We start from the raw sequence: 14,709 nt of genomic DNA on the forward strand, positions 1-14,709 counted from the left end.
GGCAACCGCAGCAGGCGCAGGGCCGCGGGCCCGCGGCGCCGGTGAAGCACGGCGAAGCGCAGCTCGCCGCGCTGTGCCGCAGCCTGCCGCAGGTGCAGGCTGCGCTGGAAGCCGGCGTATCGTTCATCTACGCCGACTTCGAGTTTATCAAGCAATTCCCGGCAGCCGTTGAAGCCGTTCGCGCAGCCGGCGCTCAGATTGCGCTGGCGACGCCGCGCATCCACATGCCGGGCGAAAACGGCTACCACAACAACATCCTGCGTCTCCAACCCGACGCGGTGCTGGTGCGTAACACCGGGGCGCTGTATTACTACCTGCGCCATCGGCAAGAGAACCCGTCGGCCGTGCATCCGCGGTTGATCGGCGATTTCTCGCTGAACATCGCCAACCACCTGACGGCCGAGCTGTTCCTGGAGGTCGGCTGCGACGTGGTCACGCCGTCCTACGACTTGAACATCCAGCAGATGGTCGATCTGCTCCGGGTCAGCCCGACGGCCGACATGGAGATCGTGATCCATCAGCATCTGCCGATGTTCCATACCGAACACTGCGTGTATTGCACCTTCCTCAGTGAAGGGACGGACTACACCAACTGCGGTCGCCCGTGCGAAAAACACCGCGCTTCTTTGCAGGACCGCATCGGCATGTCTCACCCCGTCCGCGTGGACGAAGGCTGCCGCAACACGGTGTACAACGCCATCGAACAGTCGGGCGCGGAGTATCTGAATCATTTTCTCGAGCTGGGCGTGTCCAAATACCGTGTTGAGTTCCTCGAAGAAACGCCGGAGCAGGTGCATGAGGTCATCGACCTCTACAACAAAGCGTTACGCGGAGAAATCAGCGGCACCCAGGTATGGAAAACCCTCAAAGCGACCAACCAACTCGGCGTCACGCGCGGACAGTTAGTAAAATAAAAAACGAAGGGAGTCCCCGTAGTTCGCGGTAGTTATACCGTGGGGGGCTCCCTTTTTGCTGTAACACGAGAAAATACCATTACTTAACAAGTATGGTATAATATTAGATAAGCAATAGAATAGGCTTGCAAGGGCGGTCGGCTACCTCTCATTCTCTAGGAAGGGAGGGATGCCAAATGGAAGTTTATCAAGCATTAACGCTAATGATCTCATTCGCGACATTAATGGTCCTGATACTTTCCTTCCATAAACACAAATAGACCGCCCTCGGCAAAGGAATCGGTCTATTTGTACTGAGATCCTACACAGCCTGCCGCCCTTAAAAGCGGCTATTGCCCGGAGCCGTGCCCTGTAAGCACGGCTCCTAAATAATTACTTTCATTGTATCACAATCGATACAAAATATACACGTTTGCGAACTTTTTTGCAGAGGAGCCCAACATTACTCGTACTCATCCGATTCGCTCCTATCTTCCAAGGTTTGCGAGATTTAAGGGGTGGAAGGATGCCGGACAAGCTCATCTGTACCGGTGAGTACTTCCGTGAGGAGGGAGGCGCCAAGCCTGAAACCGTATTTAAACACTGCCATCGAATGCATGTCGTTAGCTTGTGCCTGCAGATCCATCAGGTATTCCAGTTCGCTAAATTCTTCTTCGGTCAGCTTCTTACGCCATGATTCCGTAAGCTCCGAGATTTGCCGGCATAGAGGACGATACTTCGGATCTCGGGAGACAATCATTTCGTCCGGCAAAATATGCCCGGTATAAAGCTCTTCAATCAGACTACTCATACGCATCCTCCTTATTGATAGAGAGGCAGCGCCTTGAAAGGGAGGGCAGCACATGGTAGCATATTTATGCGGCCTTCCTTTGGAGGGTTGCCTCTGGGGGGAAGTGGCGTCGTTCTTTGTGGGATGGGCGCCGCTTCCTTTTACTTTTGTTCGGACAAAAGCAGTTTCAATCCCCGCCGAATTGCTTCTGCTTTAGTGACATTATGCTTGTCGCAATATGCAATCAAAGCGTTGTTCATGTCTTCCTCAAAGCGCACCTTGATACTGACATTCTTGGGATTGTCCTTCTTTGGCCGTCCTGTTCGTGGACTCAGAATGCTCACCTCACTTTCCGTACTCCACAAATTAATACTACTTTTTGCACCCCTAAAAGTCAAACAGAAAATTCCAGAATATTGAAGAAAAACACCCTGCAAAGACACCTGTTTTCCTATCAAATACAACTTGTGGAAGGTTTGTGAACTCGCTGTTCAAAGAGACGATAGCCAATCTTTATCGCTTATAAAAAACTTGTCGATACGCTATAATGAAAGCGTAAACAAATTAGTTATAGAGCGGGTTTTCGTGGTATTGGAATCGGGTTGAAAAGCAAGGCGTTATCCGTTGAATCCTAACGAAATCTCGCTAGTACCTTAGTTTTCACAAACCTATAGGAGGGTGAAAGTGATGTTTGAAGGTTTCCTCGAGATGCAGTCGGTTGTGACTCGTGTACACGGACAATTGGAACTCGACGGCGAACACGAATACCGCAAAATCGAGTTCGGCACCGAACGTTTCCTGCACACACCGGAACCGGGAAATCGGATTCGCAACGAGGAACAGCTTCCTCAGCGCTTCACATGGTGGAAATTTTGGGTTCAATAATCCCATTCAAAAACTGCAAAAATCTTATTTAAAACTTAAGTTGGACTCGGGGGAAACCCTGGGTCCTTTTTGCAAACCTCCACCTTGGAGTATGATATAATGGAGTTAGATAGATCATTAAGAACAAGGGAGTCACTATTTCATGAAAATCCGCAAAGCCATCATTCCCGCAGCTGGGCTGGGAACGCGCTTCTTACCTGCTACGAAAGCCATGCCCAAAGAAATGCTGCCCATCGTCGACAAACCGACGATTCAATATATTGTAGAGGAAGCCGTGGCTTCGGGGATTGAGGACATTATTATTGTAACTGGTAAAGGGAAACGGGCAATTGAGGACCACTTTGATGCTTCATTTGAACTAGAGTATAACCTGAATGAGAAGGGCAAGTACCAATTACTTGAAGAAGTCCGCAAATCATCGGAGATGGCCGATATTCATTACATTCGTCAGAAAGAACCGAAAGGTCTGGGTCATGCCATCTGGTGTGCACGGAAATTTGTTGGTGACGAGCCGTTTGCGGTCTTGCTCGGCGATGATATTGTGGAGTCGGAAGTTCCTTGTCTGAAACAGATGATTGATGTATTCAATGAACATAAAGCGTCCATTGTAGGAGTCCAGCCTGTCGATTGGGAAGAAGTTTCACGTTATGGGATTGTAGATCCTACAAGGATAAAAGACAGAGTATATCTTGCGAATCAACTAGTCGAGAAGCCAAAAACCAAAACTGCCCCCTCTAATCTGGCAATTATGGGAAGATACATTTTAACACCAGCAATTTTTAGTATCCTTGAAGAACAAAGGGTAGGCGTCAATGGAGAAATTCAATTAACCGACGCTATTTCACGGCTCAGAGAAACCGAACAGGTACTGGCCTATCACTTTGAGGGCACCCGCCACGATGTTGGTGAGAAACTTGGTTTCATCAAAACTTCCATCCACTACGCCCTCGAAAATCCGGAGCTTCGCGATGAGTTAATTAAATATATGTCAGAGATTATCTTGGATAGCTTAAACTAAATAAAGCCGGCCTCTCCTTAAGGAGGGACCGGTTTTTCGTCTACTGCATTAAAATGTTAAGTTAGCTAACTGCTCAATCGATGCCTTTTCGGATGGATCAACCTTCAGCAATCGGTCGTACACCGCTTGGTCGGTAGCTCCTGTCTTCTGCAAAGCAGCTAGGTACCAACGGGCAATTTCGCGGTTTGTACTATCGGACAAATCATCCTTAATTCCAACTTTGAAGATTTCAGCTGCCTTGGCCGGTTCATTCATCATAAATTGCATTTTACCAGCATTTAGGACCATCGGCTGCGTAATCTCAAACGGATTCCCCTGCATTTGCCCCTTAGGCAACGTCTTCAGATGCTCTACACCATCGACAACATGCTGATAGGCGGCTAATCCGGTTTGGAAATATTGCTCTTTCTGAGCGACATCCTGTTCGCCAAGCTTTTGATATCCAAGCTCATAGGATTGGACGATCAGGGTTTCGTACCAGCTCATATCATAAGCATAACGATCTGCATTATCGCGGTAAACCTCATAAGCCTTGTCGTATTCGCCTTTGGACTGGTACAGCTTAATCAGTTGTTTGTACATATCCTTGTTGAAAGGCTCTTTTTTCAGCGCATTCGTGAGGAGAGTTTGTTCCTGATTGTAGAATGCTTCGTCTTTCGTTTGATCAAACCCGGCTTGCAACAGAGAGCTTAAGTACAGTACCGCATCGGGTTGGCCGCTGCGTTTCTTGAGCGCTTTATCCAAAGGAGCCTTGATCTCCTGGAAATCTGTGCTGGTCGCGATCAATTCTTTGCCTTTGGCCGCAGCACCGACGGCTTGAATATTCCGGATCGATACAAAGATCAAGATCAGGGAAGCGACCACCATGATCGTACTGTACAACCCGCGCATCATTCCCGGTTTAACGGTGAATTTTTCGACCGGTCGGCTGTCCATCGCTGCTGCCATCCCTGCAAGCCCCAGGAATACTAAGATGCCCAGGAACACATAGCTCATGTTAAAGTCCATCAAGCTGTGCATCAGGATCGAAAGGACAATGATGAAGTAGACGAAATAGGACTCCTGCTTCTGTTCATCTGCTTGGATATATCCACGAATATATTTATAGAAAATAAAAGCCAAAAATGCGATCAACACAAGGAAGCCTAAGAGGCCTACCTCAACCAAGTACTGCATCACAAAGCTGTGTGCTTGACGGCTGGTGTATGGGTTGTTCTGGTATTTTTCATAGATCGACGCCCAGGCACCGCCGCCGGCCCCAATAATCGGATAGTCTTTGACCACCTTCGCTGCATCCTTATAGAAAGTCATCCGTTCCAGGAAGCTGTGCTGCTGCAGGTTAAGGTTCTCCAGACGTTCCCCGATGTTCCCCGGCAAGATATGCTTCAGGTTCGTCCCGAGGAATAACGCAGCTAAGACAGCAACCGCAAGTACCGAAACGAGAGGCAGCCACAAGCTGGCAAGTTTCTTGCCTGCCCATTTACGAGTTCCGTTCTCCAATCGAGGAGCAACAAAGCGTTGAATCAGGCAAGCGATGACAGCCAGCACGATGGAAGCTGCCAGGACGTAGAACCAGCCCTTGGCTGGATCACTGATCTGTCCCAGATGGAATTGCTGGCCCAGCTCTGTGACAGGCTTAGCAATGACCAGCGTACCGATTCCGGCGATCAAGCAGTAGATGATCCAGAGGATTTGTTTGGCCGGCTTCAGGAACAACAATAAGATGATAAAAACGATCGGTAAGAACACCAAGCCGCCACGGGATAATGTTAATAGAATCGAGAGGGCCATCGGGACAAGCATGAATGCATGGATAGCTTGGCTATACCATTTTTTTGATCGTGTAATGGCGAAGACCGCTACAAAGAAAAACGCCATCAAAAATGCCGCATACGTATTTGGATACTGGAACACTGAAGCAAGTCGCGGACCGTTCGCATCCACCCAAATCGCTTGGGTGTATTGTCCGTTAACAACCGTACCTGTAAACCAGCCAACGATGGCGGACACCGTTTTCCCTTGTCCCAACCAGTTGAACAGGCCGAAAAGCACAATGATATATCCAACGGTAATTACCGTCGTCTCCATGACAAGGTTCGACTTGCGGTTTTGCAGCAAATACAATGAAATGACAAACATAAAGGCATAAAGCGACTGAATCAGCACCATATTGGAAGCAAAGTACTGGCTTGCTGCTGAAATCAGTGCGATAATGTAAGTTATGGGAATAAGCAGAACGAACAAAACCGTCCAATCCCGCTGGTCTTCTAGCTTGAGGCTTTTGAAATAGGTGGCAACCCAGCCTAGCATTAGTAGGCTTCCCGCAAGCACCGCCCAATAGATGGGTCTCTCGAAGTCTAGGACAAGCCCGTTAAACAGCCCTGCTTGGAACGGCGCCCAAACCAGGAACAAAATCAACCCAATCATCAACACCAACAGCGCCGCAGGTAACTTCTCCCGATTTCTCGACGCTGCGGCCATTTTACCGTATACTGGTTTCGACACGTGTTTATCTCCTTTGCGAATAGATACCTTGTTATTTTAGCATAGAACAGTTAATAGAAACTAGCTAAAGAGAGAAGGCTACCACCACGTACTGAACTGCACCCCGTCAAGTAGACAGTACATAAATAAAAATTATACTAAGCGGCCTGCCTTGGTCCTAAATTCCATTGGACTGAGGCCGTTGAGTTTTACTTGTAATCGTTCGTAATTGTAGAAGTGTATGTAGTCCTCAATATCCTTCCTGAGCTCCTCAAAGGTACGGTAGGTATGTAAATAATACTTCTCACACTTCAGCGTCCCCCAGAATGATTCCATCGGACCGTACGGGACATACTCTGCGTCATCTTAGCTTCATCCAACAGTTCCTTGAAACGCAGCTATGTATACTGGTATCCTCGGTCACTATGTATCAAAGGGGTACTATCGGGAGCTGCCTGCAAAGCCAATTCCAACGTCTCAAAGACAAGAGAATTGTTGTTGGAGTGTCCCAATACATAGGAGACAATCGACTTATCATGGAGGTCTAGTATGGCACTTAAATAAGCCTTCTGGCCATTACCATACTTAAATTCAGTGACATCCGTTACCTATTTCTCATTCGGCGCTTCGGCTTGGAACTTACGGTTAAGGAGGTTCTCTGGTTCTCCGTCTCTCTCAAACTAGGAGTACGTTTAAGCCACTTGTAATAGCTCGCTCTAGGAATCCTAGCAACTGCGCACAAAAGCTTTATGCTGAGCGATTCCTCCTGGTGGACAGCTTGAATAGCAAGGTAAACGTTTTCTTGCCGATACTGACTTAAGGACGCCTCCTTTCGAGCTCCTGTAACTTTTTTAAGAAGGCATTCTCCGCTCGTAGCCGTTCAATTTCATATTCCAGTTTCTTCATCGCGAGCTTCTGCTGATCTGCTTCGGTTAGCTCCTCAGGCGCCTTGGTACGTCCTCTGCCATCCCGTAAAGCGCCTCGGCCCCCGACTTCAAACTTCTTTACCCATCCGTACACCTGCTGGTAAGAAACCTTAAACTGAGCTGCTGTCTTTGCGTAGTCTTGTCCATTGGCAAGGCAGTACTGAACAATGTCGATTCTCTCTTGCCATGTTGTAGAACGTCCCTTGGTCATAGCTCTTCCCCCCGAATAAGCTCTTAAGTTGCTATGACCATTATACTTCATAATCCAATTGGCAAGTTGAGTTCGACTCGCGATCTTGTATTTATCGATGATTTGGTATTGCGACAATCCTCCCTCCAGATAATCCAAAACAGCTTGATGCTTAAGCTCTTTGGAGTAACAACGATTGTGAGTACGAATCTCCAATCCTTCGTATCCGTACAGGGGTAGCCTTGTATTAATTAGCTTGGTATCTTTCACATACTTCCTTGGAAGGGCCGATTTCTTTGACAGTACCTTTTTCAAGCCAAAGCACCCTATCACACATGCTCTTCATTTGCTCGATGGAATGGGATACAAATAGGACAGTCGTACCTGATCCCATTAAGGATTTCATCTTCGTTTCCGATTTTTCCTTGAATTTATGGTCACCTACTGCCAAAACTTCATCGACGATAAGAATATCGGGCTTTACTAGAGTAGCTATAGAAAAACCTAAACGTGCTCTCATGCCGGATGAGTAATTTTTAATAGGCGTATCTATAAATTTGCCGAGTTCAGAAAACTCGATAATTTCATCCATCTTTTCTTTTATGAATTTCTTGGAATACCCTAGAAGCATGCCATTTAGATAAATATTTTCAGTACCGGTAAGTTCGGCATTAAATCCCCCGCCTAGTTCAATTAATGGAACCAAGGATCCATATCTTTCCACAGTTCCTGAAGTGGGCTTCAGAATGCCTGCTACAATTTTCAGCAAGGTGCTTTTCCCAGCCCCGTTTAATCCAACGATCCCGAAAACCTCGCCTTTTTGAATCTCAAAACTGACATCATCCAAAGCGGAGAATTCTTCGTACGTAATTTTACGGGTCATGGCATTAATGAAAACCTGTTTTAACGAGTTGACTTTCCCGCTCATTAGCTTATATTTCATGGAGACATGATCTACCTTTACGGCTACATCCTTCATAATTTCAACTCCAGTTTGACTTACAGATAAAAAATGAACTTGTCCTGTTTTTTGTAAAAAATGATGAGTCCCAATAATATTGTTATTACTCCATAAATCAAACAAAACAGATGACTGCCAAGAGAAGGAGTCACATTGTAAATCAAGTAATTACGAAACATTTCCACAATAGAAAATATAGGATTCATCTTGATTATGGGTAAAAATCTTTCCGGGATTATATTTGCTGGATAAAAGATGGCTGATGTATACATAACAATTACTAGAACAAGCGAATAAATATGTTGCAAATCTCTAAAAAAAACAAAAATAGTTGATAAGATCAAACCAATGCCTATAGAGAATAATAGCAAATAAAACAATGGGAAGATTACACCCAAATTTGTCCATGAAAATTTAGGCCCGCTAAGCATCATAACCGGAATGATTGAAATCATTGCTAACAATGAATTAATAAACGAAGAACATACCCTCGATAAAGGAAAAAAGTATTTCGGCACATATATTTTCTTTAAAAGCGAAGAATTATTAACTACAGATTGCATTGCTAAGTTTGTTGTCTCCGAAAAGCATGAATATATTAGTCTGCCAGATAAGACGTAAATTGCAAAATACTCGATAGAAGTAGAAAATAACTCAGAAAAAATTAATGTTAATACCATCATAAATAACAATGGATTGAGAATACTCCATAAAACACCTAAAATTGAGTTTCTATATTTTAATTGGATATCATTCTTTATCAATTCAAAGAATAAATCTTTAAATTTACTAAAATTCCTTAAATATGTTAGCATTTAAATTCTCCTCTTAGAGCAAGAACACTAGTCTTTATTAATATACCCCAGCTTTAATGCGAGTTTCTGTGCCATTTTCCTAGATGAAATATCTTCGTTTGGTGGTAGTTTTGCATTCTCATCATTTAACCCATAGCACTGACTGTCCAAATACTTCATTTTGCTAAGGATTAGTTTATTAATGGACTTGTTTTTTCTTCCGAAAAATTCCAATATGTTACTTTGTAGTATAAATAAATCAATAAGTGTGACATAAACGTAATCTGTTTCCGAATAAGCTAGGTTATTAGATTCATCAAGGTATATTTTATAATAAAGATCATTGTTCTCTTTAATCCAAGACTCACAGGTTCTTTCAATAGCTTTTATTAGTGATTTGGCCACTATTAAATACTTTTCGTTAATGGTAAATTTCGCCTTATCTAACAAGTAATTGAGTATACCTAACTGATGATTAAGACTTGAATGAGTGATTTTAGCATCATTATTTAATGCAAAATAATCAGGGAAAAAGTAAGCATCCTCTGCTACAAATAGCAACTGTCCTGAGTTGGAATATACAACTAGAAAATCAGCGTAATTCAAATGAAAATTCTTGAGGTCCGGAAAATCAATAAATTTTAAGTAGTCTTGGATGGCGAGTGATAGGGTCTCATTTAATCGAGTATCGATGTACGGAGCCCTAATATTGTAGTCTTTTTTCAGCCAAGTTGACGTATAATTAGTCAAAAATAATCCTCTATGGGATGGTCTATACCCGAAAAATTGTATTATAGCGTTGTACATTAAATCATAAAAAAAACGATCTTCCTTATCTTTGTAATGACGCATTAACTCTTTTTTTGACATATGATGGAGGTTAATACCATATCCATCAGGGCTAAACGGTTCAATAGAATAGGGAAGTTTAGTATAAGTTCCCTCAGCTGTAATCCACATATTATATCGAACGTCATTATTTTCGATAGATGTCCCTAAATCAGAAAAGAAAGAATGAAAGCTGTCCTCTGAAGAGAATAACGATTGCTCACTTATTAATAGAAAAAAATCCATGTTATTCCCAGTAGGTATTTTGATTTCAATATTGACATGCAATGCTCCATTCCGCAGGGAGTATTTTATTGGATCTGTTTCATTTATCAACTTCTTAGTTATACTTTGAGTTAAATCTTCGTAGTTCATAATATTATCATGGTAAAATATCGCCTTTGATAAAACAGTTGAACCCTTGTTTGTTGAGATATATGAACTAGGAGTTGATAACTTATTCTCTCCATAGCGATTACTGAAGCTTGGAGGACGATAAAAGGAACTTAGTTCTCTAGCATTAAAATTATCAACTTGTAGAAATACCAATGAAAATTTTAAGGTATGCTCTTTTTCTGTATGATTTTTTATGTTTAAAAAAATGAAGGCGTCATCGTTATCGATTGTTCGCTGCGTAATTCTAAATTTAACTCTATTTGAAGAATCACTGTATAATGATATTTTGTCAGTTGTTGAAAGTATAGCCTTTTCAGTATGCCCCCCGGTCAATGTTTCAGAAAACTCAAGATAATAATTAATAGCGTTATTAAGTTTACCAGATTGAGTTTTATATTTTTCTATAATGGGAGCCCAAAATATGGTATTCATTTATATCAAGCACCTCTCAATTTAATTTTTCTTCAAAAAGGTACTTTCAATCAGGTTAGTAAAATATTGAGCTACTTTTTCGATATTATAATAATTTGATACAAATTCTCTTCCTTGTTTACTAATCTCCTCAAACAAACCGTTTTCATTTATATATTGAATTTTATTAGCCATTTCTATAATGTCATTAACTATAAATTCTTTTGGATAGATGTACTCAACACCAGGCCAATTCAGTAACAAACCAATAGAACCAGAAGCCATCCCTTCAGCAGGTGCTAAATGAAAACTTTCAGGTTTTTCTGCATCACTCACTGATAATACATACCCAATTGATTTAAGATATTCCGAGCTGTCTTGCCAACCGCAAAAAATAACAGCATCTTTTAATTTATTATCCTTACTAATTCTTTCATAAATATTCTCATAATATTTTCTTTCATTCTCTGTTCTCCACAACCAATCAACTTCTTCAGGTTTCGAACCAATAATATGAAGTTTGTATCTGCTGTCTTTTTCTAGAAGTTTTGAGAGTATATCAACAGCCAAGTCGATTCTTTTTCGAGCAGGGAGTCCCCCTATAACAGCAAGATTATACTTAATGTCAATTGATTTGGACTTTTCTTTATTAAATTTCTCAACATCGACATAGTTAGGTATCAAATGCATTTTCTCACGAGGAAATTGAAACTTTTTAGTAAATTGCTCATAGTAGTACATCCCAACTGTAATAAAAGCATCAACCTTTTCAACATCAATATTTTTTCCATAGTTTTGATACAACTCGAACCTATGCATTCTTATAAATAATAGTTGGTCATTTCTTTTTTTGTTTGTGTACCAAACAGCATTTCCCAACAACCACTCACAAAATATGATATCCGCCCACTCTAAGAGCTGTAAGCTCCGTTTTTCATCATGAATATTATGGCCTTGCCATTCATCAATTTCAACTAAGTAATACTTTTCCAACCACGGAATTAATGGTTTAATGAATTTTAAGTCATAGCCATTAATTACAATACGTTTTTTTGTGCATTTTACAAATAATTCAAAATCTTTCTTGATAATAGCATCCACAATTTCTAGTAGTCTAGGAGCTAAGCTCATATTAGTGAGTACTTGTGAGTTTTCCGTAAGAAACTCATGTAATTTCATAAAGTCGTCTTTTGGAATTTTGCCGTTGGAGAAGTAAAGCATACTTTGTAACGCTGATCGGAAGCCAACTGGCAGTCTTAATTTATAGTAATCTAACCCAATGAGCTTCATATTCTTCTGAGCTTCTCTCCATACATACAAATGGTCATTTAATTCTCGAGATCCATAAGATTGAGTAGAGGAGAGATTATTTATATCATTTCCCTTGATGTAATTATAAATGCACTCATCAATATAACTAATATTATACGTTTTTGAATAACATTTACTTAGGAATATTGTATCTTCTCCCATTCTAATATTTTCATTAAAAGTTATATTATTCTTTAGTAAGAAGTCTTTTTTGTAAATACCTACTACAGTAGTGCTCTGTTTTGAGATAAGAGCTTCAACGAGTTTCTTTTTTGAGACAAGATCATCTTCATTTAACTTATTGGCATAGTATGAAATATTTCCGTTAACCACACGAAGATAACCTCTAACTATATCGTAGCCTCCCGCCTTCGCCTCCGTGTACAGACGATTGCAAGCATTTTCAAGTAGTGTATCATCGCTATCCAAAAAAACAATATAATCCGAGCTTGCTATACTAATTCCATAGTTTCGGGGTTTTGACGGGCTGCCAGAGTTCTGCTCCAATTGATACAGCTTAATGTTAGGATAAAAATTAATGTAATTTTGAATAACTTCAACAGATTTATCTGTTGATCTATCGTCAATAAAAATAAGCTCAATATCTTCAAATCTCATCGTTTGATTCATTACAGAGGAGATAGCATGACGAATCTTTTTTTCTGCATTATAAACTGGAATAATAATACTAACCTTGAACAATTTAACACCAACTTTATTGATATTATTAAACAGTGATCTTTGATTGATTTTGGAGATTATTGTTTTCAGGTGACAAAACATTAAATTCATCTATATTAAAGACTTTAAATCCGATTTGATGAAGTTTCATAACTAAATTTTCCTTATTTGAGGAAAGAGGGTCTAAAAAATGTAAGGCTTTCGTTGGAAGTACTGCAGTATATAAAGGGCAGCTGCTCACAAAGCTATACTGAGCTTGAGATGGATCTTTTGCGATGATTGTATCGTGATCCAAATATTTATAAGAAAGAAGCATATCTGTCAGATACTGTGGTCCATAATAATAGTTTATATCCATTATAGTGATAAAGTCAGATTCAATTAATGCGTCAAAATTAGTAAATTTTGTCAACATATCAATATCTGAAAAATCAATATAATTATTTCCGTATTTGGCTGACCATGATGCTGTCTGGAGATTGTCATTAGTAGTGTTTACGATAAGCATTTTTTTATTTTGATAGGTTTGGTTAGAAAATAAAAATAATGCCTCCTCAAGTTCTTCATCACTTTTTACAAACACAATAATCGTTACCATCATAGGGGACTTACTTATTTTGTAACCAATCGTTTCTAGGATAAAAGAAAATCTATCTTCATAAGTATGATTAAGCAAAACATATCGAAGAGCTTTTAACCTTTGCTTTCGGTAATCACTGGTGCTGAAAAGTGTTAACTTTTCTTGATCGTGTTCGGATCCATTCAATAAACAGAGTAAGTCACCAAAATTGTTATCCAATCCCTTGGAGTAATTGCTGATAACAAGAGTATTAGATGCCATTAGCTCAAATACTCTTCTAGCGAACATTGTTTTTGATTCTGTTTCGGTATTGATATTGATAGCATATTTAGAACCTTTATAGGCTTTATCCAACTTTGTATAAGAAAGCCGCGGTAATATATATTTATTATATTTTTCAGGGAACTTATGATTTAAATCATCATTATAATATTGTCTGTCATAGATTAGTAATTTCATATCATTAATAAGTACTAAATCGAAAATTTTATCCATTTCAATACATCTAGCAGGATGCTGGCGATAATAACTACCGGCAAAAATAACTTCATCTTTTCTCTCGCAGGTTTCAATTGGATTGAAGAGTTTCGGTTGTACTGCAAACATTAGTGGGAATACATTTTTGTGATTATATTCCTGTTTGTATCTTTCAACACATTCTTCTGATGTGGTGAAAATGTAGTCGAATTTCAAGGCAGTATCGACAAAATTATGGATCTTATCTTCATAATGGGAAGGATCTTCTTTATTCCAAAACACCGTTTTTATTCCGCGATCTTTGCAATATTGAAGTATTTGAAGCAGTTCTTTGCGGTTTTCGTTCTTAAAGTTAATACTGCTGTAAATTTTTCCTCTCCATTCTCTAATATCCGGATCAATGCCTGCCCAAGCAGATTCACAGAAGAAAATATCCGGATTACAGTTTTCTAAAGTTTCTCTCCATGTATTAGGACTGAGATAAACAGCATTACACTCATACTTCAGACTTTCGAATGTAAATTCATCAACAACCATAGCGACAGTAATATCCTTAGCATGAACTGTCTTTTTTAATTTAGATCCTTGTTTAGCAGTTCTATAAGGGAAGTTGGGTTTTATTTCAAGCTTGGATAATTCGAATTTCCCTTGCCCGCTTATTCGTATAGCTAATCGAATGCTATCGATGTCATCAACTGTGAGAGTCACTGTTGAATTTAAAGCAATGGAATGGGTTTGGTATTTACTTTGTTGTTTATAGGTAAATAAATAAAGATCGACAATGCAATTACCTTCAACTGTGCCATAAAAGTCAACTTCTATTTCATTATAGCTCTTTATAAATTGCAATATCTGATTGGTTGGTTGGATTGAATAGCTATTATTCGACTCACGATATGAAATGTAAGTTACTTGGTCGTTTACCTTTTTAATTTTATTCTCTTCAATGATTATATGATTTGACGGGAACCAGTTTTTATTATCAAGGACAACGTTTTTATAATCTTGTTCTGATTTGACTTTTTGTTCTTCAATATTTAATAGGCGAAGACGCTGCATTATTTGATTAATATCCAAATCAATA

The 14,709-nt window shown here is 40.3% G+C and carries 13 protein-coding genes and 1 pseudogene; 4 read left to right on the forward strand and 10 right to left on the reverse strand.

What is annotated here, in order from left to right; all coding sequences use genetic code 11:
- The coding region (locus tag PBA01S_RS16755; protein ID WP_174844497.1) for a U32 family peptidase at window positions 1-914 on the forward strand (914 nt) is incomplete at its 5' end.
- Window positions 915-1,090: 176 nt separating this feature from the next.
- Window positions 1,091-1,174 carry a putative holin-like toxin gene (locus PBA01S_RS23365; RefSeq protein ID WP_368017499.1) on the forward strand — a complete coding sequence of 28 codons (84 nt, stop codon included), beginning with the start codon at window positions 1,091-1,093 and terminating at the stop codon, window positions 1,172-1,174.
- Between the two features lie 230 nt (window positions 1,175-1,404).
- Here the strand turns inward: PBA01S_RS23365 and PBA01S_RS16760 are convergent, their stop codons facing one another.
- A complete protein-coding gene (locus tag PBA01S_RS16760) occupies window positions 1,405-1,704 on the reverse strand; it encodes a DUF6809 family protein (protein WP_016314083.1) in 300 nt (99 codons plus the stop codon).
- A 666-nt stretch (window positions 1,705-2,370) separates the two neighbouring features.
- Here PBA01S_RS16760 and PBA01S_RS16770 point away from each other — a divergent pair.
- Together PBA01S_RS16770 and galU are read left to right on the forward strand one after the other, a co-directional pair.
- Window positions 2,371-2,568: a hypothetical protein gene (locus PBA01S_RS16770; protein WP_255315379.1), complete on the forward strand. Its 198-nt coding sequence runs from the start codon at window positions 2,371-2,373 to the stop codon at window positions 2,566-2,568.
- Window positions 2,569-2,710: 142 nt separating this feature from the next.
- Window positions 2,711-3,586 carry a UTP--glucose-1-phosphate uridylyltransferase GalU gene (gene galU, locus PBA01S_RS16775; protein ID WP_127576373.1) on the forward strand — a complete coding sequence of 292 codons (876 nt, stop codon included), beginning with the start codon at window positions 2,711-2,713 and terminating at the stop codon, window positions 3,584-3,586.
- Between the two features lie 48 nt (window positions 3,587-3,634).
- Here the strand turns inward: galU and PBA01S_RS16780 are convergent, their stop codons facing one another.
- The 9 genes and pseudogenes from PBA01S_RS16780 to PBA01S_RS16820 form a co-directional block, all read right to left on the reverse strand.
- A complete protein-coding gene (locus PBA01S_RS16780) occupies window positions 3,635-6,091 on the reverse strand; it encodes an O-antigen ligase family protein (protein WP_127576374.1) in 2,457 nt (818 codons plus the stop codon).
- Window positions 6,092-6,223: 132 nt separating this feature from the next.
- Complete coding sequence (locus PBA01S_RS23370; protein ID WP_127576375.1) at window positions 6,224-6,406, reverse strand: IS3 family transposase; 183 nt, start codon at window positions 6,404-6,406, stop codon at window positions 6,224-6,226.
- Between the two features lie 62 nt (window positions 6,407-6,468).
- A pseudogene (locus PBA01S_RS23375) lies at window positions 6,469-6,666 on the reverse strand (DDE-type integrase/transposase/recombinase); the annotation flags it as partial.
- Window positions 6,667-6,886: 220 nt separating this feature from the next.
- Window positions 6,887-7,501 (reverse strand): helix-turn-helix domain-containing protein, encoded by a 615-nt coding sequence (locus tag PBA01S_RS16795; RefSeq protein ID WP_127576376.1) that lies wholly within the window; start codon window positions 7,499-7,501, stop codon window positions 6,887-6,889.
- Entirely contained in the window at window positions 7,434-8,270 is an 837-nt protein-coding gene (locus PBA01S_RS16800; protein ID WP_255315380.1) for an ABC transporter ATP-binding protein, read from the reverse strand. The genes PBA01S_RS16795 and PBA01S_RS16800 overlap by 68 nt, the downstream gene beginning before the upstream one ends.
- Complete coding sequence (locus PBA01S_RS16805; protein ID WP_127576378.1) at window positions 8,186-8,962, reverse strand: ABC transporter permease; 777 nt, start codon at window positions 8,960-8,962, stop codon at window positions 8,186-8,188. The genes PBA01S_RS16800 and PBA01S_RS16805 overlap by 85 nt, the downstream gene beginning before the upstream one ends.
- A gap of 27 nt (window positions 8,963-8,989) precedes the next feature.
- Window positions 8,990-10,597: a hypothetical protein gene (locus tag PBA01S_RS16810; protein ID WP_127576379.1), complete on the reverse strand. Its 1,608-nt coding sequence runs from the start codon at window positions 10,595-10,597 to the stop codon at window positions 8,990-8,992.
- A 21-nt stretch (window positions 10,598-10,618) separates the two neighbouring features.
- Window positions 10,619-12,589: a glycosyltransferase gene (locus PBA01S_RS16815; protein ID WP_164744179.1), complete on the reverse strand. Its 1,971-nt coding sequence runs from the start codon at window positions 12,587-12,589 to the stop codon at window positions 10,619-10,621.
- Between the two features lie 25 nt (window positions 12,590-12,614).
- The gene (locus PBA01S_RS16820) at window positions 12,615-14,702 is read right to left on the reverse strand and encodes a CgeB family protein (protein WP_127576381.1); all 2,088 of its coding nucleotides are present in this window, start codon (window positions 14,700-14,702) and stop codon (window positions 12,615-12,617) included.
- Window positions 14,703-14,709 lie beyond the last annotated feature (7 nt).

Source organism: Paenibacillus barengoltzii NBRC 101215, assembly GCF_004000745.1.
Taxonomy (GTDB): Bacteria; Bacillota; Bacilli; order Paenibacillales; family Paenibacillaceae; genus Fontibacillus; species Fontibacillus barengoltzii.

Excerpts from the sequence above, each read along its gene's own strand:
- PBA01S_RS23365 (WP_368017499.1), top strand. The coding sequence starts at position 1,091 with ATGGAAGTTTATCAAGCATTAACGCTAATGATCTCATTCGCGACATTA.
- PBA01S_RS16760 (WP_016314083.1), bottom strand. The coding sequence starts at position 1,704 with ATGAGTAGTCTGATTGAAGAGCTTTATACCGGGCATATTTTGCCGGAC.
- PBA01S_RS16770 (WP_255315379.1), top strand. The coding sequence starts at position 2,371 with ATGTTTGAAGGTTTCCTCGAGATGCAGTCGGTTGTGACTCGTGTACAC.
- galU (WP_127576373.1), top strand. The coding sequence starts at position 2,711 with ATGAAAATCCGCAAAGCCATCATTCCCGCAGCTGGGCTGGGAACGCGC.
- PBA01S_RS23370 (WP_127576375.1), bottom strand. The coding sequence starts at position 6,406 with ATGGAATCATTCTGGGGGACGCTGAAGTGTGAGAAGTATTATTTACAT.
- PBA01S_RS16805 (WP_127576378.1), bottom strand. The coding sequence starts at position 8,962 with ATGCTAACATATTTAAGGAATTTTAGTAAATTTAAAGATTTATTCTTT.
- PBA01S_RS16810 (WP_127576379.1), bottom strand. The coding sequence starts at position 10,597 with ATGAATACCATATTTTGGGCTCCCATTATAGAAAAATATAAAACTCAA.